Below are 20,589 nucleotides of genomic sequence, written 5' to 3'. Positions count from 1 at the left end.
GTAAATGATCTTGTTGCGGCGAAAGGTTTCAAAGGTGCTCCAGTTGTGCCATTGAACTGGGCACAAGGGGGTCCGGTCAACCTGGGGTAGGGTTGACCTTGTGCCTCTCGGGATCAGGACGAGTGCACTGGGGGAAGAAGGTCGGCGAACTCTGCCGAGGGTCGAGCTGCTCGGCCCGGTCAGGGTGATCAACGCCGGCGAGGAGGTCGGGCTCGGGCCCGGCAGGCAACGGGCCGTGTTCGTGGTGCTGGCGATGCGGGCCGGGCAGGCGGTGTCGCGTGCTGAGCTGGTCGAAGCGGTGTGGGGCCGCTCCGCGCCTGCCAGCGCGGACGGCAGCGTCTACACCTACGTTTCCGGCCTGCGCCGGGCGTTGGGCGGGCTGGGCCGCGACCTGATTGTGTCCGCCGGAAACGGTTATTCGTTGCGTGTGGACTCCCACCAGGTGGACGTCACGGTGTTCGACGAGCTCTGCGAGCAGGCGAACGCGCTCGCCGCGCGCGGGGATCACCGGGGCGTGACCGAAAAGCTCGGCGACGCACTGCTGTTGTGGCGCGGCGAGGCGTTCGCCGGTGTGCCGGGTCCGTTCGCCGAACAGGAGCGCACGCGGCTCGAACAGTCCTGGCTGCGGGCGGTGGAGATGTCGGCGCGGGCGCGGCTGGAACTCGGCGACCACGTCGAGGTGGCCGCGGATCTCGACGTGCTGGTGCGCGACCACCCGCTGCAGGAATCGTTGCGGGAACTGCTGATGATCGCGCTCGCCCGCGGTGGCAGGCACGCCGAGGCGCTGGAGGTCTTCGCCGACGCGCGGGCGACCCTGTTGCGGGAACTGAGCGCGGAACCTGGGCCCGCGTTGCGTCAGGTGCACGCCGATGTCCTGGCGGGCAACGACATGTCGTCGGCACGCGAGGAGATCCCGCGTCTGCTGGTCCGGCCGTGCACGTCCAAACGGGCCGGGCGCCGGTTCGTCGGCAGGCGGGCGGAACTGAAGTCGTTGCGCGAGCGGCTGGACGAGGTCCGGCAGGGCCACGGCGGCGCGGTCTGGATCGAAGGCGAGCCGGGGATCGGCAAGTCCGAACTGATCTCCGCGGCGTTGCGGGACATCGAGACGAGCGGCGTGCAGATCGGCTGGGCGGTCGCGGACGAGCTCGCCGGCCGGTTCCCGTTGCAGGTCATGCTGGAATGCCTGGGCATGGACCGCAAGCTGCCCGCTGGCGAGTCGGTCGGGTCGATCGTGGAGCGGTTGTGCGCGGTGGCGCCCGTCGTGCTCGTCATCGACGACATGCACTGGGCGGACGTCGAAACGGTGCAGACGTGGCGCAGGCTCTGCGAAGCGGTCAAACGCCTGCCGCTGCTGGTGATCTGCGCGGTCAACACCGGCCACCAGCGGGCGGACCTGCTGGAGCTGCGCCGGTCCATCGAGGGCGACCCGGGCCGGGGCACCACGATCCCGATGCACCCGCTGTCCTTTATGGAGAGTGACGAACTGCTGAGCGGGCTGGTGGGCGCGCGCCCTGGCCGGATCCTGCGCCGGATCACCGCCCGTGCCGACGGAAACCCGCTGTACATCAACGAAGTCGTCAGCGCGTTGCTGGCCGACGGCGCGGTCGAGACGGTCGACGGTGTCGCCCACGTCGACGAGTCGAAGGCCGAGGACGCGCCCCGTTCGCTGGTGGCCGCGCTGGAGCGGTCGTCGAAGTCGTTGTCCGACAGCACGAAGGAGATGCTCGTGTGGGTGGCCGTGCTCGGCTCCGAGGCGACCATCGGCAACATCGCGACGGTCTCCGAACGTCCGGTGTGGTATCTCGTGCGCGCGGTGACCGACGCGGTGAACGCCAACGTGCTCGTCGAGGACGGCCCGAAACTCGTCTTCCGGCACCAGCTCATGCGCGACACGGTGTACGGCGGCATCGCGGGCCCGACCCGCGGCGTACTGCACCGGCAGGCCGCGAAAGTGCTTGCCGAAGCAGGCGCTCCGCCGTACCGGGTGTCCGAACAGCTGGTGGCCGCCGGCGGAGACGCCGAACCGTGGGTGGCCGGCTGGCTGGCCGAGCACGTCACCGAGCTCGCCGGACGTGCCCCGCAGGTCGCGGCCGAGCTGCTCGCCCAGGTGATCGACACCCTGGACGTCGGCGACCCGTACCGGGAAGTGTTGCAGGCGGCCGAGGTCCGGGTGCAGTTCCAGCTTTCCCGTGACCCGGAGGCCAAGGCACGGCACGCGCTGGCGGTGTCGACCGACCCGGTGCGGTCCGCGGAGATGCGGCAGCTGCTCGCGGCGATCGTCTACCGGCAGGGCAGACGGGGGGAGGCGATCGCGACACTGACCGAGGTGCCGGTGGATTCGGCGCTGCCCGAGCAATGGCGGTTGCGGCACAAGGCGTTGCTGGCGTACCTCAGGCGCGACATGAGCAACGTCGACACGGCCGAGGTGGCCGCGAAGGACGCGTACGAGGAGGCCGTCGGAGCGGGTGACGTCTTCTCCGCCGCACACGCCCTGCAAACCAGGTGGCTGGTCGATTCCACGCGCCGCGACCACATCGCCGCGTTGCGGCACGTCGACGAGGCGATCGACCTGGTGCGCGGCCGTCATGACCTCACCGGCATGCACTTCGACCTGCTGGACAACAAGATCTACACGCTGCAGAACCTGGACCGGCTCGACGAGGCCGACGCCGTGCTGGGAGTGGCGCACGAACTGAGCTCGGTCGACGGCATGCCCATCCAGCTGCACGTGACCGCGGCCGTGCAACACTACTGGCGTGGCCGCTGGGACGAGGCGTTGCAGTCGCTCAGCACGGTCACCGGTGACGGCCCGTCGATCACCTACGCCGGTCTGATCGACGCGGGCCCGGCGAGGTTGTTGTTGCACGGGCTGTTCTCACTGATCGAGGGGCGCCGCGGCAATCCGGTGGAGGCGACCGCGCATCTCGACATGGCCGAGCACTACCTGGTGATCACCAAGGCCGAGATGGAGAACGTCGACTTCGTGCTCGCCGCCCGCGCGCTGGCCGCGGCCCAGCTCGGCGACATGCGGCGCGGCTACGCGGAACTGGCGCCGATCCTGCGGCCCGGGTACGCCGGGATGATGTTGCGCCACCAGTGGTTGCCCGGTCTCGTGCGCGTGGCCGTCAAGCTGGGTGACAGACAGACCGTGGAACAGGCCGTCGAGATCCTTGATCTGGAGGCCGCCAGAGAACCCGTGCCCGCACGGGCTTTCTGCGCGATGCACCGGTGTAAGGCCCTGCTGACCCGCGATCCGGAACCCGGGCTGGTCGCGGCCGACCACTACCGGCGGGTCGGCCGGCCGATCGAGCTGGCGTCCACGCTGGGCGATGTCGCCGAGCTGTTCGCCGAACGCGGGCTGATGGCCGAGGCCCGCGCCGCCTTCGCCGAGGCCACGGCGATCTTCGCGGAAGCCGGGGCGCAGTGGGACCTGGACTTCACGTCGGCCAGGCTGGCCGGACTGGGCCTCTGACGCCACCGCCAGGGCGGACTAGATCACGCCCGCGCGCAGGGCGTACGCCACGGCGTGTGCCCGGTTGCGCAGGTGCAGCCTGGTCGTCATGTTGAAGATGACGTTCTTGACGGTCCGCTCGGAGTAAGCCAGCTCCTTGGCGATCTCCTCGGTTCCCCAGCCCTCGGCGATCAGCCGCAGCACGTCGACCTCGCGCGGTTCCAGGCCGGAGGCGCTCAACCCGTTGGGCGCCAGCACTTCCTGCTGTAGCACCTTGATCCGGCGCAACAGGGTGCCGAGCACGTCGCGCGGCATCACGCCGTTGCCCGCCGCCGCGGCGACGACGCAGTCGACCAGCTGGTCACCGGTGACGGAGTTCTTCGGCAGGATCGCGACGACGTGGCACTCGACCAGCGTCAACAGGGGTGCCTCGCCCAGTTCCCCGGTCATCAGGACGGTCGGCAGCCCCCCGTCGGCGGCCGAGTTCCGCAACCGGGCCAACGCCTCCGGCCCCACCCGCTCGGTCGACAGGACCTGCACGTCGGCCTGGTCCCGCTGCTCGACCACGACCACCTCCGGTCTCTGCTGGAGGTAGCTGGACAGCCCAACGTAGGTGATGGGATCGCCTGCTTGGATGACGACCTTTACCCGTTCCATCGCGCCTTCCCGACATGCTCGCCTGTGGAATGGGATTAAGTCTTGGCCAAAGGCCTTCATAAACTCTTGCCGCGATTTGGACGAACCCGCAAGTAACCTTGACGGCGAGGGTGACAGGGGTCACCCGTCTGGCGGAATGTCCGGTTCGGTCCGGAACGGTCTCCGCGACTGGTGGACGTATTGAAGCCCATCGAGAGGGAAAGCAGAAGGCGTTTCACCTGTTCGGCGTCTTTTGGTCAGTCAGGTCTGCCCGGTTGGACACCGGGTGGACGGTCACGCAGCGTCATAAAGTAGTGTGAACGGCGTCACACTAGGGAATTTCATAGAGGGTCTGGAAAAACTCCCACATATGCCGCTGCCGGTTGTTTTCCCGACTTCCGGCTGTGCCGGAATGCCGTGCCGCACGGTATCCTCCCGGGGGGATTCGGGGGTGAGTGATGGCGGCGGAGCCGGTTGAGCCCCTGCGCGTCCAGCTGCTCGGGACAGTGAGCGCGTGGCGGGGCGAGGAACAGCTTGACCTCGGCTCAGGACGGCAACGCGCGGTGTTCGCCGCACTGGCGATGCGCGCCAACCGTGTCGTCTCGCGGGAGGATCTTGTCGCTTCGGTGTGGGGCGACAACGCCCCGAGTGGGGCCAGCGGCAGCCTCTATACATACGTGTCCCGGCTGCGGCGCGTACTCGAACCCGATCGGTCGCGGTGGTCCGGCGGGCAGACGCTCGTCTCGGCAGGCTCGGGTTACTCGCTGCAACTCGAAGACGGCCGGCTGGACGTGGTCGAGTTCGACCGGCTCAGGGAATCCGGCAACGAGCTGTGGAACCGCCGTGACCTGTCCGCCGCCAGGGCGGCGATGGACGCGGCACTGGCGCTCTGGCAGGGCGAGGCCCTCGCGGGCATCCAGGGCCCGTCCGCGGCGCTGCACCGCAAGCGGCTGGCCGAGCTGAGGCTGGCCGCGCTGGAACGGCGGGCCGAGATCATGCTCGCCGCCGGCGACATCAACGGCGCGGTGACGGAATTATACCGGCTGGCCAGCGCGCACCCGCTGCGGGAGAGCCTGCGCGGCCTGCTGATGACCGCACTGCACCGGGGCGGCCGCGATCCGGAGGCCCTTGAGGTGTACGAGGAGACCAAACAGATCCTGATCGAGCAGCTCGGCATCGAGCCGGGCGCGAACCTGCGCCGGGTGTACAACGAGATCGTCGCCCGTCCGACGGCCGGAACGCCCCCGTCGCGGACGCCCTCACTGGCGAAAGTCGCGATGCCGGACGTGTTCGTCGGCCGTGGCGGCGAGCTGTCGACGCTGCGCAACCGGCTCGCCGACGTCCTGCACGGCGCCGGTGCCTCGGTGTGGGTCGAAGGCGAGTCGGGCATCGGCAAGTCAGCGCTGCTCTCCGCGGCGCTGGGGGACGCGGCCGATCGCGGCGGCCAGCTGCTGTGGGCGGCGGGTGACGAGGTGGGCAGGCGTTTCCCGTTGGGACTCATCACCTCCTGTCTCGGCGTCGAGGTGCGCTCGGCCGACTCCCGGCGGGCGGCGGTCGCGGAGGCCCTGCGCGCGGGGGACTCCGTCGAGGACCCCCTGCTGGCGGCGGTCGAGTCGCTGGTCGACCTGGTCGATCAGCTCTGCGCCGACGGGCCGGTGGTGCTCGTGCTCGACGACCTGCAGTGGGCGGACGACGCCAGCCTGCTGGTGTGGCACCGGCTCGTTCGGATGACCCGGCAGTTACCGTTGCTGCTCGTCGGTTCCGCCCGGCCGCTGCCGCGGCGTGCCGAGCTGGACCAGCTCAGGTCGGTGGTCTCGACCTGGGGCGGCGACCTCCATCTGCTCGAACCGCTCGACGAGGCGGGCACGGCCGAGCTCGCGGGCAGACTGATCGGTGCCGAACCGGGACCGGCCCTGCTGGGGCTGACCGACAGCGCGGCGGGCAACCCGGCGTTCATCCGCGAGATCGTGCACGCCCTGGTGCGGGACAAGGCCATCACGATCGCGGACGGCGTGGCCGACGTCGACGACATCGACACCGAAGGGCTCGCCACGGCACAGCCGACGCTGGCCTCCGTCGTGACCCGGCGGACCGGTCACCTCGCGAACCTGACCAAGGACGCGTTGCGCTGGGCGGCGCTGCTCGGCGTCGAGTTCGACCTCGGCGACCTGGCGACCGTGATGACCCGGCCGGCGTCCGAACTGATCAGGGCGATCGAGGAGGCCACGGCCGCGGGCGTGCTGCGCGAGGCGGGGCAGCGGTTCGCGTTCCGGCATCCGTTGGTGCGCCGGGCTTTGTACGAGGCGATGCCGGAAGCCGTGCGGGTCGCGTTGCACCGTCAGGCAGCCGAGACGCTCGACGAAGCAGGAGCGCCGGTTTCGTTGGTGGCAGCGCAGTTACAGGGCGCGGGCGTGCCGGTGGACGCGTGGGTCACGCGCTGGCTCGTGGCCAACACCAACGCGGTCGCCCGGCGTTCCCCGACCAGCGCGGCGGATCTGCTCGAGTGCGCCATCGCCAGCCCGGGCCTGCGGGACGAGGCAAGGGAAACCTTGACCGCCCGGCTGACCCGGCTCCTGTTCTGGTTGGGCCGCATGCCGGAGACGCAGGCGCGGGCCGTGCTCGCGATGACCGGTGATCCCGAGCGGTCCGCGGAGATGCGGCTCGTCCTGGCGTACCTGGACTACCTCAGGCACGACAACGCCCGGGCGGTCGAGGCGCTCGACCAGGTGATCGGCGACCCGGACGTGCCCGAGCACTGGCGGGCCCGGCACCAGGCGCTGCGCGCGATGGTGAACCGCAGCGGGCTGAACGACCCCGCGTCGACCGAGCCGGACGCGTTGGCGCAGCTGGCGAAGGCGGCGGTGGCGAAGGATTCCTTCGCTGTGGCGCAGTGGTCGCAGTACCTCTGGGTGACCGCGTCCATGCTGCGCAAGCACTCGGAGGCGCTTGAGCACATCAACTCGGCCATCGCGGCGATCTCCGGCCGGGCCGAACTGGCCGACCTGCTGCTGAGCCTGCTGGACAACAAGATGTTCACGCTGCAGAACCTCGACCGGCTGGACGACGCGGGCCAGACCCTGGACGCGGCACGGCACCTGGTCACCAGGCTGAACCTGCCGAGCGGGCCGCACATCGCCGCGGCCGTGCACTACTTCTGGCTCGGCCGGTGGGACGAGGCCCTGGCCGATCTGGACTCGGTGATGCGCGACGGCCCGGAGATCACCTTCTACGGCCTGCGCCAGCACGGCGTGATCCGGTTGCTGCACGGCACGGCCGCGTTGATCGCCGCGCACCGGGACGACTCCGTCCGCCTGGAACGGCACCTCAAGATGGCCGCCGAGCTGCCGGACCCGACGCCGGAAGCCAAGGACAACACCGACTTCCTGTTGATGGCCGAGGCACTGGCCGCCGAACAGCGCGGCCGCCCGGCCGAGGCGTTACGGTTGCTGACACCGATGCTCGACCAGGGCTACTCCCGGATGATGCTGCGGCACCAGTGGTTGCCCAAACTCGTCCGGCTGGCGATCGACCTCGGCGAGCACGACCTGGCCGCGGACGCGTTGCGGGTCTGTGAGGCCGAGGCCGAGAGGGAGGTCTGGCCCGCCCGTGCCGCCGCGGCGGCGCAGTGGTGCCGTGGCCTGATCGAACAGGACCCCGGCGCGCTGCTGACGGTGGCCAAGCACTTCTCGGTGGTGGGCCGGAAGATCGAGCACGGGCTGGCCGCCGAGGACGCCGCGATCCTGCTGGCGGCCGACCGCAGGCTGGACGAGGCCCGCGACGCCCTGCACGACGCGATCATCGTCTTCACCGAACTCGGCGCGGCCTGGGACGTCCGCCGCGCCGAGTCCAGGCTGGCCCCGTTCGGCCTGCGGCCGGTCACCGTGCCGGCCGGTCCCTTGTCCAAAGTGGAGCTGAGAATCGCCAGGCTGGTCGCGGCGGGCTGGCCGAACGCGGACATCGCCACCCAGCTTTCGTTGTCCCGCAGCACAGTGCAGATGCACGTGGCCCGAATCCTGCGCAAGCTGGGGGTCGATTCCCGGCTGGCCATCACCAACGAGCTGATCGGTCCCGGCTGAAGGCCGATCAGGCAGATGTGGCGTACCGTACCTCCCGGCCCGGCCGACTGATCTAGTGTCATGCCAGGCGAGCGGGCCCTGGTGCTCGAACCGCGAAACCGGAGGAGTCGATGCTGGGATGACGGCAGAGCGATCGATGCCCACACAGGACGACGTGCTCGGGTACTTCGACACGCTGTCGAACTGGGGGCGGTGGGGCGACGACGACGAGCTCGGCACTCTGAACCACATCACCGACGACGTCCGGCTGGCGGCGGCGCGGGCCGTGCGCCACGGCAGGAGCGTGTCGTGCGCGTGGGACGTTGCCGTACCGCAGGACATGGAGCGGTCGACGACCACGTGCCCGTGCGCCGCCGACATGCCGGGGGCCGAGAACATGCCGGTGGCCGCGTTCCACAATGACCGGCGCTGGGGCTTTTCGAACGAACGGCTCGGCATCACGTTCCACGGCAACACCATCACCCACATCGACTCGCCGTGCCACGTCTACTGGGACGGCACGATGTACAACGGGCGGTCGCACTCGTTGGTCGACGCCGCAACGGGATCGGCGTGGGCGGCCGTCACGGCGGCGGCGAACGGGATCATCACGCGTGGTGTCCTGCTGGACATCGCGAAGGTCCGCGATGTGCCGTGGCTGGAACCGGGACAGGGGGTGTTTCCCGAGGATCTCGAGGAGGCCGAGCGTCGCCAGGGTGTGCGGGTGCGGCCCGGCGACGCGGTACTCCTGCGGACCGGCTATGGCCGCGTCCGGCACGAAGCCGGTGAGACCGGCGGTTTCACGCAGGCCGGCTGGCACGCGTCCTGCCTGCCGTGGCTGCATGACCGGGAGGTCGCGCTGATCGGTGCTGACACGCCGCAGGAGGTCCAGCCGTCGGGGTACGACGACGTGTTGATGCCGGTTCACGCCGTGAGCCTCGTCGCGATGGGTCTGTGGCTGCTCGACAACTGCGACCTGGAGGCGTGCGCGACGACGGCTGCCGAACTCGGCCAGTGGGACTTCCAGTTCGCAGTCGTGCCGGTCCGCTTCGCCGGGACGTCCGGCAGCCCGGTCAACCCGATCGCCACGTTCTGACTCGTGGCGATCCGCCGGACACGCTCCTAGACGGCCCGTGCGATGGCGATGTTGCCGGACAGGCGCGAGCCCGCCTCGTAGATCATGTACTCGCGGCCGTTGTACGTGCCGAAACTCGGGGCGGCGCTGCGGCCGTTGTCGGGTGCGCCGGGCAGGGAGTCGTGGAAGACGCCGAAATGGTTTCGCTTGGTGAAGCCGGCGCCGAGTTCGGTGATCAGGATGTTGCCGCCGCTGGCGATGTCGGTGTGGTAGACGACGTACGCACTGCCGTTGCGGAACAACAGGTGCGGGCCGGAGATGTCCGTGGCGTTCACGTCGCTGTGCCTGATCAGCGGGGTCTGCGCGAAGGTCCAGTTCAGTGCGTCCGGCGACCAGCCCCAGCCGATGTCCCGGTGGTTCGCGCTGGTGTTGATCATGAAGACCATGATGTAGCGCGCGTTGTGCGACGGGAGGTCGTAGCGGAACACGCGCGCATACGACGTCTCGGTGCTGCCTGGAACCAGGCGGGTCGACAGGACTTCCTTCTCGTAGCGGAAGTGGATGCCGTCCGCCGAACTGGCCAGCCGCGTGACCGTGTTCTCGCCGTGGAAGTACAGGTACATCCGGCGGGCGTCGGCGTTCCACAGCGCGTGCGGTGAGGAGACGTGGGAGACGGAGTACTCGCCCGGCCAGTTCCGCGAGATGATCGGGTTGCCGGGATACTCGGTGAATTCCTCGTCCAGTGAGTTCGCGTAGGCCAGGCAGATCCCGCCGGGGGTGTCATGCGGCGCGTAGTAGAGGTAGTACGCGCCCCGGGCGTTGGGGATGCGCCCGGCGGTGCCGCGGATGCACGGGAAGATCAGCTCGTTCGTCGGGTTGTACCTCAGCTTGCTCTTGACCAGGGCGAGCCGGAGGTACTGGTAGTCGGGAAAGCCCGCGGGTGCGGCCGTGGCTGTGACAGTGGGGCCGCCGACGGGCAGCCCCAGTGTCACGGCCGCTGTGCCGGCCAACAGCTGACGGCGGCTGACAGTCATCTCCACGCTCCTTCGCCGTTGAAGTCCCTTTCGGGACGGTAGGCGCGGTGGAGCGTGGTGACAAGAGGCTAATACGTATTACTTAGGCGAGGCGCTTGCTCAGCATCTGCTTGGCCTGCTCGGCGCCCTTGCGGCTCTCGCCCTGCGCCTTGCGGAAGAACTCGGCCAGCTCGGTGTCGCCGTCCCGCTCCGCGTCCTTGATGTAGGTCTCCAGACGCAGGACGTTGCTCAGGCACGCCTCGGTGAACCAGATGATGTTGTAGTCCTTGTCCTTGGTACCGGTGACCTGTCCGGTCTCGGTGTCGTGCGACACGGGCTCTCCTCTCTTGTTCGCGGGATGTCTCACCCGTCGTGTACCCGGATTCCCGCGGACTACCCAGATTCGCCCGGTCTACCTGCCCCGATGGTGTGCATCAGGCGGGCTTCACCCGGCCGGGGTGATTGCCACGGGCCTGACCGGGTACTTGGGGGCGAGGAGGGAAGGAGGCTCGCATGCCACAGGACGTCCGGGTGCTGGACATGGACGCGCACCGTTACGCCGTGGAAGTCCGCGAGGGCGACGTGACGACCCACCACCAGGTCACCGTGCCTGACTCCGTGCTCGACGATCTCGTGATCCCCGGCGTGGACCGGGACAACCTCGTCACCGAGGCGGTGAACTACCTGCTCGAACGCGAACGCAACACCGAGCTGCCGCCGGAGATCGACCTGGCCGGCCTGCAACGGGACGACCCGTCGTTCCTCGACGAACTGCGCGCCCGCCTCGGCGGCCGCCCGATCCCACCCGAAATCTAGCCAGCCAACGACGAGGGCAGGGTCGTCGGGGGAACGGCAGAGCGGACATGCCGTTCACCGGTGAGGCGATCGACCGGCTCAACCCGCGACTGTCGGCGAGTGCGCTGACCCTTCTGCGGCTCGCCTGGCGGGATCGAGGGCTGTTGCTCGGGTAAGGAAGGTCGATCCCGGTGTGTTGGCCGGCCGGATGGCCCACTTACGGCGGGGGTTGCGGGCGGTCCGGCTCGCTAGGGTTGACTCGTGCGCGAGGAGATCGAGCGAGTTCTGGACGGCTGGAACGCCCACGAGATCTCGGTGGGGGCGCCGCCGGTCATCGATTACGACTGCCGTCCGGCCACAGTGGCCGTTGGTGAGGTCAACGGTCGGGTCGACGTGTACCAGCGGCTGGAACGCTTACGGGCGGACGCCCCGGACGAGCTCGCGCGCCGGATTGACTGTCACCTCGCGTATGTCGGGGCATTGCTGGGGGAACGGCAGGGGCTCGACGAGTTCGTCCAGCGCACGCAAGGGTGCCGGGTGATCGGGTGGAACGACGAGTACGTGGCGTGGCGGTGCGCGGAGGCGCGGAAAGCCGTTGAGGGCCTGGGTATCGGGTGGGGCCCGGACACGCGGCGGGATCTCCTTGACTCCGAACACAATCTGACCGCCGACGAGGTTCCGGATGCCTTACGGGCAGCCGCCGCGCGGTTCGAACCGTTGGTCCGGAAGGCAACGGGCACGACAGCGGCCTACAACCTCACGGTCGAGACGGCGAATGTGGACGCGTACTGGTCGTACTGGCTTGACGGTGCTGGCGAGAACGCCCGGCTGCGCTTGAACATGCGCAACGCCGGGTTCACCGACGTGCAGGCACGGCAGTTCGCTCTGCACGAGATCCTCGGCCATGCTTTGCAGAGCGCCAGTTATTCGGCGAGGTGCCGCACGGAGGACGTTCCGTGGGTGCGTATCCTCTGCGTGCACGCGGACCACCAGGTTCTGCTCGAAGGGCTCGCGCAGACCCTCCCGCTGTTCGTCGCGCCGGATGACGAGGCGTTGGTGGCGCACGTCAAACTGGACCATTACCTGCAGTTGGTCCGGGCGGAGATGCACGTCGCGATCAACAGCGGCCGGAGTGTCGCGGACTGCCTCAGCCAAGCCAAGGACCGGGTGCCGTTCTGGACGGACGAGGCGATCGGGCGGATGCTCGCCGACCGCGGCACCGACCCGCTGCTCCGGTCCTACCAATGGGCGTATCCGGCCGGAGTGGACTGGTTCGCCAACCTCGCCGAGTCCGCCGACGGGCACACCATCGCGACTGTCCTCGAAGCCGCGTACCGCAGCCCACTCACCCCGCGCGACCTGCACGAGCTCTGGCCGGCTGGGCCGCCGGTCGGCGGCATGCCGCGTTAGGCTGATCGTGTGGCGGGGAACCTCCGGGCGGATGCGGCGCGCAACCGGGAACGAGTGCTGGAAGTCGCCAGGAACGAGCTGGCGAACGGGAACCGGTTGCAGCTCAACGACATCGCGCGCAAGGCCGGTGTCGGCGTCGGCACGGTCTACCGCCATTTTCCGACGCCGCACGCCCTGCTCGAGGCGGTCTTCGGCCAGGAGCTGGCGGCGATGGCGCGGATCGCCGACGACGCGCTGGGCATCGACGACCCCGGGGAGGCGTTCACCTTCCTGTTGCGGTCGATCCTGGAGCTGCAGCTCAAGACCGACGGCGGGCTCGCTGCGATCGTCGCGGCCGTCGAGGACGCCCAGGAGCAGACCACCCAGGCCAAGCACGAGATGCGGGGCGCGACCGACGAACTGCTGGGCCGGGCGTACCAGGCCGGGGTGGTAAGGCGGGACATCAGCGCCGAGGACATCCTCAACCTGATGGTGGGGCTGGAACAGGCCGTCAAACAAGATCCCGGGCGAGCCGACGTCTACCTGTCCGTGCTGCTCGCGGGCCTGCGGGCGAATCAGAGCGGATAACCTATCCGTTTCTCTGATACTCTTCCGGATACGTCATCCGGATAGGGGGCTTCATGCACGGCAGAACAGTGGTGGTGACCGGCGCGAGTGCCGGTGTCGGCGCGGCCGCGGCGGCCGCACTCGCCGACTTGGGCGCGAACGTCGCGGTGGTCGGGCGGTCGAAGGAGAAGACGACCGAGGTCGCCCGCCGGATCGGCGGCACACCGTACTTTGTGGACTTCGCCAGTCTTGACGACGTCCGGAGACTGGCTGACGAACTGGACTGCCCGAGGATCGACGTGCTGGCGAACAACGCCGGGCTGATGAACCGGGGCAGGCAGGTCACCCGCGACGGTCACGAGATGACCTTCCAGGTCAACCACCTGGCGCCGTTCCTGCTGACGTCGCTGCTGATGGACCGCCTCAAGGCGGCGCCGGACGCGCGGGTGATCTCCACAGCGAGCGCGGCGCACGCCTTCGCGCGGCTCGATCTCGACGACCTCGGCTTCGGCGAACGCCGGTACCGGGCGAACGATGCGTACGCCACCAGCAAACTGGCCAACATCCTGTTCACGCAGGAACTCGCGCGCCGCGCTCAGGGAACGAGCGTGACGGCCAGCGCGTTCCATCCCGGCCCGGTCGCCTCCGAGTTCTTCCGGGACAACAGTTTCGTCACGAAGGTACTGCGTTCGCCGGTCGGCAGGTTCGCGATCACACCGGACGAAGGCGCGAAACCGTTGGTGCACTTGGCAACCGTGGCCGACGCGCAGTCGGTGAACGGCGCGTACTTCACCAGGAGGGGCCGGCGCACGCCCAGGCGCACGAACCCCGAACTCGCCGCACGGCTGTGGGAGGTGAGCGAGCGGCTAGTGGGGATCGGCGACGAGCCGAACCGCTAGCGCGCCGAAGATCGCCGCGGACACCCGGTCCATCCAGCGCCGGATCGCCGGGCGGCGGACCAGGAACTCCGACAACGCGCCGGAGAGGAACCCGACGGTCGCGTCGACGCTCAGGCCTACGCAGATCAGGATCGCGCCGAGCAGGAGGAACTGGGCCCACGCCGGCCAGCCGTCCTGGCTGATGAACTGCGGGAAGAAGGCCAGGTAGAACAGGATCACCTTCGGGTTGGACAGATTGGTCAGCACGGCCATCGTGTACATCCTGCGCAGGGACCGTTGCGGCACAGGCGTTTCCGCTGGTGCCGCAGCGGCCTTGCGCGACGCCCGCAACGTGGTGACGGCCAGGTAGACCAAGAAGACCGCACCGAGAACGCGCATGACGTCCAGTACCGCGGGCGCGGCGGCCAGCAACGCGCCGAGGCCCGCGGCGGCCGCGACGGTGTGGATCGCGATCCCGGTGGACATCCCGAGGGCGGCGATCACCCCGGCTCGCCGGCCCCGGGCGATCCCGTTGGCGATGATGAACATCATGTCCGGCCCGGGCGCGAGGCTGATCAGGGCGGAGGCGACGGCGAACGCCAGCAGAACGGACAGCTCCATTCGATCATCCCAGCAAAAGCCCGGCGGTCCCGGCAACCGATTAAGCCCTGGTCAGCTGCCTCGCCGGGACCAGCCTGGCCAGCCCGTAGAGCACGTATTCGAGCGGCCCGCGGCGGAACGCGGCCAGCCACACCATCGCGAACAGGCTCGCGAGCACGACGAACAGGGCCAGTTCCGGCACCGGGCTGATCCGGACGTCCGCCGCGGCCAGCCAGGCGATCAGGAACAAGTGCCCGGTGTACACCGACAACGACATCGTCCCGACCGCGGTCACCGGCCAGACCGGCTTGGGCAGGCGTTCGGCCACGAACAGCGCGCACGCCAGCACGAACATCGCCACCCCGAGCGCACCCACGATCTCGAACGACGTGTTGCTGTGCGGTGAGGACTCAAGCAGCCAAGGCAGCGAATCCCTGGCCGGTACCACACTTCCGCCGTACTCCCGGACGGCGATGGCCGAGCCGCCGTAGCCGGCCAGCGCCATCACCGGGCCGGTGACCAGCAACGTCAGCCGTAGCCGCACGGACGTCAGGTCGAGCCTGCCCAACGCCATACCGGCGAGCACGTAGGGCATCCACGTCACGGCCGGGTAGTAGCCGGTCAGCAGGAACTGCAGAAACCCCTCCCGGCTGATCTGTTCGAGCGGATCGCCCCAGGAACTCCACTCCTGTTTGGCCACAATGGACACGTACGGCCCCGCGATCGCGAGGACCGCGGCGGTCGCGAGCAACCACGGCGCCCGAAGCCGCAGGAACGGCAGCGCCAGAACGAAGTAAGTGCCGTAGTACGCGAGGATCACCGCGATGGGCGTGCCGAGCAAGGTCAGGGACGTGCCGAGCGCGATCAGGACGACGGCCCTGATGGCGATCCTGAAGTAGTCCCGTGCGGTCGCGGCAGGCCGCTGGCGCCCGGTGGTCAAAGCCAGGGAAAGCCCGGCCAGGGTCGCGAACAACACCGACGAACGGCCATGCGCGGCCTGCATCACGTCGCCGAGCAAACCGCTGGTCCTGGCCGGCTCGGGGCCGACGTGCGCGGCGAACATGCCGAACACGGCCAGGCCTCTGGCCAGGTCGACTCCGGCGATGCGTGGGGACACGCCTTCCAGAGTGACCGACGAAGCTGAGGATGAGCTGTCGTCAGCCTGTCGATCCGGACAGGCTCGCTTTCGCCCGCCGCAGATGGTCACGCTCCGAGGCGTTCTCGGCGCGTTCGATCGCCGACTCGTACGCCGCCGCGGCCTCGTCGTGGCGGCCGAGCCTGCGCAGCAGGTCCGCCCGGATCGCGTGGAACAGGTGGAACTTGCCGAGCTTGAGCTCGTCCACCAAGGCCAGGGCGGTGGCTGGTCCGTCCACTTCGGCCACTGCGACGGCACGGTTGAGCGCGACGACCGTAGTCGGAGTGAACGTCAGCAAGTGGTCGTACAGCTGGACGATCTGCTTCCAGTCGGCCGGGTCCTCGCTGTGCACGGCGGCGATCGCGGCCTGGATCTGGTACGGCCCGGGTTCGTCGCGGCGCAGGCATTCCCGGACGATCGCGCGCCCTTCCGCCAGAAGGCCCGCGTCCCACAGCGATCGGTCCTGGTCGGCGAGCCGCACCAGCCGGCCGTCCGGCGTGGTCCTCGCCGGCCCGCGGGCCTCGATCAGCAGCATCAGGCCGAGCAGGCCGTGGACTTCCGGCTCGCCGGGCATGAGTTCCACGAGCAGACGGCCGAGCCGGATCGCCTCGGCGCACAGGTCCTCGCGCACGAGCCGCTCGCCGGAACTGGCCGTGTAGCCCTCGTTGAAGATCAGGTACACGACCGCGAGCACGGATTTCAGCCGCTCGGGCAGGTCGGCGCCGGACGGCACGCGGTACGGGATCCGGGCGTCGCGGATCTTGCCTTTCGCCCGGACGAGGCGTTGCGCCATGGTTGTCTCGGGCACCAGGAACGCGTGCGCGATCTCGGCCGTGGTCAGCCCGCCGAGCAGTTTGAGGGTGAGCGCGACCTGTGCGGCCGTGGCCAGTGCCGGGTGGCAGCACGTGAAGATGAGTCGTAGCCGGTCGTCCTGGACCGGGCTTTGATCCCCAGGTTCGTCCTGTGCGTGCAGCAGTGCTGCCTGGGCGTGCTTGTCCGCGCGGTTGGCTTCCCGGCGGAGCCGGTCGATCGCCCGGTTGCGGGCCGTCGTGATGATCCACCCGGCCGGGCTCGGTGGCGTGCCTGTCAGCGGCCAGCGCTTCACTGCCTCGGCGAACGCGTCCTGCACTGCCTCCTCGGCGATGTCGATGTCACCGAAGACGCGCACGAGCACCGCGACCGCGCGCCCGTACTCCTCGGTGAAGACACGCTCGATCCCGGTCACATGAGCAAACCTAACGCGGCGCCTTCAGGATGCCGTCGAGCATGCCGGGGTAGAGCGCGTCGAGGTCGTCGCGGCGCAATGTGGTCAGTCGCGCCGTGCCTTCCGGGCGTACCCACACCACGCCCGCTTCCCGCAGGGTCCGGATGTGGTGCGTCCTGGTCGACTTGCTGATCGGCAGCTCGATGGCACCGCACGCGATCCCCCCGTCGTCCGGGAGTTGGGCGAGCACCCGGACCATCTGCAACCGCACCGGATCGGCGAGCGCGTGCAGCACCGCCTCGATGCGGATCTCGTCGCGCGCTGGATGCGGCAAATCGGTCATGACGTCCATGGTAATGGAAGTTCGATGACTATCGTAGTTCGATGAAACTCGTAGTACGGTAGTCATCGAACTAGTCGTCCACTGGGAGAGTCATGTCGCCACGCACCTATCTGCTCGCCGCGGGTGCCTTCGCCGTCGGGACGAGCGGATACATCGTTTCTGGCGTGCTACCCGCGGTGAGCCGGGACCTGAACGTCTCGTCCGCGACAGCCGGACAGCTCGTGACCGCCTTCGCCATCGCCTACGCGATCGCCTCACCGCTGCTGGCCGCAGCCACCGGACGCTGGGAACGGCGTCGGCTGATGGCCGTCGCACTTCTGGTCAGTGCCCTGGGCAACGCCCTCGCCGCGGTCGCTCCGACGTACGAACTGCTGCTCGCGTCCCGCGTGGTCAGCGCCCTCGGCGCGGCCGTGTTCACGCCTGCCGCGACGGCCGTGGCCACGATCCTGAACCCGCCGGAACGCCGGGGCAGGGCGGTCGCGATCGTGTTCGGCGGACTGACCTTCGCCCTGATCATCGGCGTACCGGCGGGCAGCCTGCTCGGCGGCAGCCTCGGGTACCAAGGAGTGTTCGCCTTGGTCACGCTGGCGTCTCTGCTGGGTGCCGTGGCGGTGTGGGTGGGCATTCCGACGGTCGCCGCGCCGCCTCCTGTCGGGCTGCGGGACCGGTTCGCCATCGCCGCTGACCGTCGCGTCCAGTACGTGCTCGGCATGACCGTGCTCGGCTGCCTGGCCGCGTTCAGCGTGTTCACGTTCATCGCGCCGCTGCTCGGCGAGACGGCCGGCGTGCACGGGGTGACTGTGAGCGTGTTGCTGCTGGTCTACGGCCTCGGCGGGGCGATCGGCAACAACCTGGGCGGCCGGGTGACCGACAGGTTCGGCAGCCAGAAGCCGTTGCTGGTGATCTTCGGCGTGTTCGTGGCGCTGCTGGCGACGCTGCCGTGGACCGCGGTCTCGGCCGTGGCCGCCGGTGTGGTGCTGTTCCTGTGGGGCCTGTTCACGTGGTCGGTGAACCCGCCGATCCAGAACTGGCTGATCGAGCTGTCCCCCGCGAACAGCGGCTTGTTGTTGTCGCTCAACGCGTCCGCGATCTACCTCGGTGTCGGCCTGTCCGGCGTCTTCGGTGGCGTCGTGATCAACTCGGCCGGGCTGACGGCACTGCCGCCGATCGCGGCGATCGTGGCCGCGGTGGCCGTCGTGTTGCTGGTGCTGGCCTCGCGTCCGTCCAAGCCGGACCGCAAGGCGGCACCCGAACTGGCGCTGGCCGACTGATTGGCCCCCGGTTCACAGACCACATCGGCGGCGGGCCGGTGCCACACTGGCGGAATGCGAACACCTGCTGTGGGTTTCATCGGGCTGGGCGTCATGGGCACCCCCATGGCACTCAACCTCCTGAAGGCCGGAACTCCGCTCGTGGTCTGGAACCGGACCCCGGCCAAGGCCGCCGCCCTGCCCGGTGCCGGGGTGGCGCCCGACGCGGCCACGGTCTTCGCCCGGTCGGACCTGGTCATCCTCATGCTGGCCAACGGAAAAGCGATCGACGAGGTCCTCACGAGGGGCACACCGGAGTTCGCCGGGCGCGTCGCCGGGAAGACCATCGTCCACATGGGAACGACCGATGCGGAGTACTCCCAGGGGCTTGAGGCGGACATCGTGGCCGCGGGCGGGAGTTACGTCGAAGCGCCGGTGTCCGGATCGCGTGTCCCGGCGGAGAACGGTCAACTGGTCGCGATGGTGGCCGGTGAGCCGGAGGCCGTGACCGTGGTCCGGCAGGTGATCGCGCCGATGTGCCGGGACACGGTCGACTGCGGTGCCGTTCCGAACGGCCTGCGGATGAAGCTGTCGGTCAACATCTTCCTGATCGCCACGGTGACCGGGCTGGCCGAGTCGTTCCAGTTCGCCAAACGGCTGGGCCTCGACCTTCGCACCTTCGCCGACGTGCTCGCCGGTGGCCAGATGTCCAGCCCGATCCTGCGCGTCAAGGCGCCGAAGCTGCTGGCCGAGGACTTCGAGGTGCAGGCCGCGATCGACGACGTGTGGATGAACACCCGGCTGATCACCGCCGCCGCCAGGGCGGCGGGCATTCCCGCGCCGCTGATGGACGTCTGCGAGGCGTTGTTCAGCGAGACGTCGGCGCTCGGGTACTCCGGCGCCGACATGGCCGCGGTGGTCAAGGCGATCGAAGCGCGTTCAGTCGTCGGGCTGGTTGAGCAGGCGTAGGTCCGGCGGAACCAGCGTCGTGCTGGTCAACAGCTCACGGATCAGGTTGTGGTTCAACGAGTTGCCGACCGGCTCGTCCATCTCCTCGCGGGTCAGCCCGGCCACGCCGTCCCTGGACAGCCGGGTGCGCACCTTGACCACCAGGTGCTCGACCTTCTTCGGTGTCCACTTCGCGTCCGGTTCGAGCTGGGCGAGCTGGTTCGCCGCCTGCGTCCACGACAACGGCTGCGGCCGGGCCTCGTGCAACAGGTAACGCTGCCCGAGCACGACCAGCGCCAGCCGCTCGGTCGGGTCCAGGCGCCAGGTCCTCGGCGGATGTGTCGGATCGAGGTGCCGTGACGTCGGCGCCTGGGCCTCCGAACCGGTCACGTACAGCTCCAGCAGGTGCTCGCGCCCGCCCGATCCGCCCACGAACAACGGTGTGTAGCCCTCGACCAGCGGGATCGGTTCCTCGTCGGTGAACAGCAACCGCGAGTTCGGCAGGCGGATCGGCAGCCTGCCGGTGTTGCGGACCCACCACTGGCTGCCCTGGTGGGTGAGCAGACCGTGTTGCCTGCTGACCCGGCGGTCGTCCTCACCGATGCAGACGTGCACTTCCGGCCGGTTGCGCCCGAACAGGATCGTGCGGCCCTCCCGCGGTCCGAACACGATTCCGCCCGCGATCGCCAGTGCGTAGATCGTGCCGGGTGCCGCGGCGGGCACACCGAGGGCGAGGCTGCTGTGCCCGGGCGCGAGCGTGTCGGTCATTGGCTTGCTCCTTCCGATGACCACAGCTAACCCCTTTCCGCTGGGAGCCCTCCCGAACATAACGCGCCGGAACTGTCGGTGCCCCCTGCCATCATCCGGTCATGCGGTCAGGAGAGACAGTGCGGCGGTTGTGGGACCGGATCCAGGCTCGGGACTGGGCCGCGGTGGGTGCGTTGCTCGCCGACGACGTGGTGGTGGAGTGGCCGGTCAGCGGGGAGCGGATCGTCGGCCGCGAGAACTTCCTGCGCGTCAACTCCGAGTATCCGGAAGGCTGGTCGATCCACCTGTTGCGGCTGGTCGAGCAGGACGATTCGGTGGTGTCCGAGTGCGCCGTGCCGCACGAGACCATGGGCGACTTCCGTGCGGTGTCGTTATGGACAGTCCGGGACGGCAGGATCGTGGCAGGCCGCGAGTACTGGACTGCGCCCGGCTCGGATCCGATCCCCGAGTGGCGCAAGCCGTTCACTGAACCGATGTAGCGG

At 69.1% G+C, this 20,589-nt stretch carries 18 protein-coding genes; 10 read left to right on the top strand and 8 right to left on the bottom strand.

Features of this window, described 5'->3' with window-relative positions:
- Window positions 1-100 precede the first annotated feature (100 nt).
- A complete protein-coding gene (locus GC106_RS02495; protein ID WP_173123840.1) occupies window positions 101-3,472 on the top strand; it encodes an ATP-binding protein in 3,372 nt (1,123 codons plus the stop codon).
- Window positions 3,473-3,490: 18 nt separating this feature from the next.
- Here GC106_RS02495 and GC106_RS02490 read toward each other — a convergent pair whose 3' ends face one another.
- Window positions 3,491-4,108 (bottom strand): helix-turn-helix transcriptional regulator, encoded by a 618-nt coding sequence (locus GC106_RS02490; RefSeq protein ID WP_173123838.1) that lies wholly within the window; start codon window positions 4,106-4,108, stop codon window positions 3,491-3,493.
- Window positions 4,109-4,545: 437 nt separating this feature from the next.
- On the opposite strand from GC106_RS02490, the gene GC106_RS02485 reads away from it, so the two are divergent.
- Window positions 4,546-8,163, top strand: a complete 3,618-nt coding sequence (locus GC106_RS02485; RefSeq protein WP_173123836.1) for an ATP-binding protein — start codon at window positions 4,546-4,548, stop codon at window positions 8,161-8,163.
- Window positions 8,164-8,281: 118 nt separating this feature from the next.
- Window positions 8,282-9,238 carry a cyclase family protein gene (locus GC106_RS02480; RefSeq protein ID WP_246364622.1) on the top strand — a complete coding sequence of 319 codons (957 nt, stop codon included), beginning with the start codon at window positions 8,282-8,284 and terminating at the stop codon, window positions 9,236-9,238.
- Window positions 9,239-9,264: 26 nt separating this feature from the next.
- Here the strand turns inward: GC106_RS02480 and GC106_RS02475 are convergent, their stop codons facing one another.
- Window positions 9,265-10,251: a hypothetical protein gene (locus GC106_RS02475; RefSeq protein ID WP_173123834.1), complete on the bottom strand. Its 987-nt coding sequence runs from the start codon at window positions 10,249-10,251 to the stop codon at window positions 9,265-9,267.
- A gap of 82 nt (window positions 10,252-10,333) precedes the next feature.
- The gene (locus GC106_RS02470; protein WP_173123832.1) at window positions 10,334-10,564 is read right to left on the bottom strand and encodes a hypothetical protein; all 231 of its coding nucleotides are present in this window, start codon (window positions 10,562-10,564) and stop codon (window positions 10,334-10,336) included.
- 179 nt (window positions 10,565-10,743) lie between these two features.
- Here GC106_RS02470 and GC106_RS02465 point away from each other — a divergent pair, with 179 nt between their 5' ends.
- The 4 genes from GC106_RS02465 to GC106_RS02445 all read left to right on the top strand — a co-directional run bounded on the left by GC106_RS02465 (window position 10,744) and on the right by GC106_RS02445 (window position 13,880).
- Complete coding sequence (locus GC106_RS02465; RefSeq protein WP_173123830.1) at window positions 10,744-11,046, top strand: hypothetical protein; 303 nt, start codon at window positions 10,744-10,746, stop codon at window positions 11,044-11,046.
- 240 nt (window positions 11,047-11,286) lie between these two features.
- Window positions 11,287-12,435, top strand: coding sequence for a hypothetical protein (locus tag GC106_RS02455; protein WP_173123828.1), 1,149 nt, complete (start codon window positions 11,287-11,289; stop codon window positions 12,433-12,435).
- Between the two features lie 9 nt (window positions 12,436-12,444).
- Window positions 12,445-13,002, top strand: coding sequence for a TetR/AcrR family transcriptional regulator (locus GC106_RS02450; protein WP_173123826.1), 558 nt, complete (start codon window positions 12,445-12,447; stop codon window positions 13,000-13,002).
- Window positions 13,003-13,055: 53 nt separating this feature from the next.
- Window positions 13,056-13,880 (top strand): SDR family NAD(P)-dependent oxidoreductase, encoded by an 825-nt coding sequence (locus GC106_RS02445; protein ID WP_173123824.1) that lies wholly within the window; start codon window positions 13,056-13,058, stop codon window positions 13,878-13,880.
- Here GC106_RS02445 and GC106_RS02440 read toward each other — a convergent pair.
- Genes GC106_RS02440 through GC106_RS02425 form a run of 4 tightly spaced genes read right to left on the bottom strand, consistent with a single transcriptional unit; the run spans window position 13,848 to window position 17,150 of the window.
- Window positions 13,848-14,480, bottom strand: coding sequence for a LysE family translocator (locus GC106_RS02440; RefSeq protein WP_173123822.1), 633 nt, complete (start codon window positions 14,478-14,480; stop codon window positions 13,848-13,850). The two genes, GC106_RS02445 and GC106_RS02440, sit on opposite strands and share 33 nt — an antisense overlap.
- A gap of 40 nt (window positions 14,481-14,520) precedes the next feature.
- On the bottom strand, window positions 14,521-15,576 hold the full coding sequence (locus tag GC106_RS02435; protein ID WP_173123820.1) for a heparan-alpha-glucosaminide N-acetyltransferase domain-containing protein: 1,056 nt from the start codon (window positions 15,574-15,576) through the stop codon (window positions 14,521-14,523).
- 40 nt (window positions 15,577-15,616) lie between these two features.
- Window positions 15,617-16,819 (bottom strand): RNA polymerase sigma factor, encoded by a 1,203-nt coding sequence (locus GC106_RS02430; protein ID WP_173123818.1) that lies wholly within the window; start codon window positions 16,817-16,819, stop codon window positions 15,617-15,619.
- 10 nt (window positions 16,820-16,829) lie between these two features.
- Window positions 16,830-17,150, bottom strand: coding sequence for an ArsR/SmtB family transcription factor (locus GC106_RS02425; protein ID WP_217279928.1), 321 nt, complete (start codon window positions 17,148-17,150; stop codon window positions 16,830-16,832).
- Between the two features lie 83 nt (window positions 17,151-17,233).
- Between GC106_RS02425 and GC106_RS02420 the strand changes: the two genes are divergently transcribed.
- Window positions 17,234-18,412, top strand: coding sequence for an MFS transporter (locus GC106_RS02420; protein WP_173123814.1), 1,179 nt, complete (start codon window positions 17,234-17,236; stop codon window positions 18,410-18,412).
- Window positions 18,413-18,466: 54 nt separating this feature from the next.
- A complete protein-coding gene (locus GC106_RS02415; protein WP_173123812.1) occupies window positions 18,467-19,360 on the top strand; it encodes an NAD(P)-dependent oxidoreductase in 894 nt (297 codons plus the stop codon).
- Here GC106_RS02415 and GC106_RS02410 read toward each other — a convergent pair.
- Entirely contained in the window at window positions 19,331-20,107 is a 777-nt protein-coding gene (locus GC106_RS02410; protein ID WP_173123810.1) for an FHA domain-containing protein, read from the bottom strand. The genes GC106_RS02415 and GC106_RS02410 overlap by 30 nt on opposite strands.
- Before the next feature lie 101 nt (window positions 20,108-20,208).
- On the opposite strand from GC106_RS02410, the gene GC106_RS02405 reads away from it, so the two are divergent.
- Entirely contained in the window at window positions 20,209-20,586 is a 378-nt protein-coding gene (locus GC106_RS02405) for a nuclear transport factor 2 family protein (RefSeq protein ID WP_173123808.1), read from the top strand.
- The last annotated feature ends 3 nt before the right edge of the window (window positions 20,587-20,589 follow it).

The sequence above is a fragment of the Kibdelosporangium persicum genome (genome assembly GCF_013280595.1).
GTDB lineage: Bacteria > Actinomycetota > Actinomycetes > Mycobacteriales > Pseudonocardiaceae > Kibdelosporangium > Kibdelosporangium persicum.
The sequence above is the reverse complement of the archived record's forward strand: the minus strand, read 5'-3'. Positions and strand labels throughout refer to the sequence as shown.

Excerpts from the sequence above, each read along its gene's own strand:
- GC106_RS02490 (WP_173123838.1), bottom strand. The coding sequence starts at position 4,108 with ATGGAACGGGTAAAGGTCGTCATCCAAGCAGGCGATCCCATCACCTAC.
- GC106_RS02485 (WP_173123836.1), top strand. The coding sequence starts at position 4,546 with ATGGCGGCGGAGCCGGTTGAGCCCCTGCGCGTCCAGCTGCTCGGGACA.
- GC106_RS02480 (WP_246364622.1), top strand. The coding sequence starts at position 8,282 with ATGACGGCAGAGCGATCGATGCCCACACAGGACGACGTGCTCGGGTAC.
- GC106_RS02475 (WP_173123834.1), bottom strand. The coding sequence starts at position 10,251 with ATGACTGTCAGCCGCCGTCAGCTGTTGGCCGGCACAGCGGCCGTGACA.
- GC106_RS02465 (WP_173123830.1), top strand. The coding sequence starts at position 10,744 with ATGCCACAGGACGTCCGGGTGCTGGACATGGACGCGCACCGTTACGCC.
- GC106_RS02445 (WP_173123824.1), top strand. The coding sequence starts at position 13,056 with ATGCACGGCAGAACAGTGGTGGTGACCGGCGCGAGTGCCGGTGTCGGC.
- GC106_RS02440 (WP_173123822.1), bottom strand. The coding sequence starts at position 14,480 with ATGGAGCTGTCCGTTCTGCTGGCGTTCGCCGTCGCCTCCGCCCTGATC.
- GC106_RS02425 (WP_217279928.1), bottom strand. The coding sequence starts at position 17,150 with ATGGACGTCATGACCGATTTGCCGCATCCAGCGCGCGACGAGATCCGC.
- GC106_RS02420 (WP_173123814.1), top strand. The coding sequence starts at position 17,234 with ATGTCGCCACGCACCTATCTGCTCGCCGCGGGTGCCTTCGCCGTCGGG.
- GC106_RS02415 (WP_173123812.1), top strand. The coding sequence starts at position 18,467 with ATGCGAACACCTGCTGTGGGTTTCATCGGGCTGGGCGTCATGGGCACC.
- GC106_RS02410 (WP_173123810.1), bottom strand. The coding sequence starts at position 20,107 with ATGACCGACACGCTCGCGCCCGGGCACAGCAGCCTCGCCCTCGGTGTG.
- GC106_RS02405 (WP_173123808.1), top strand. The coding sequence starts at position 20,209 with ATGCGGTCAGGAGAGACAGTGCGGCGGTTGTGGGACCGGATCCAGGCT.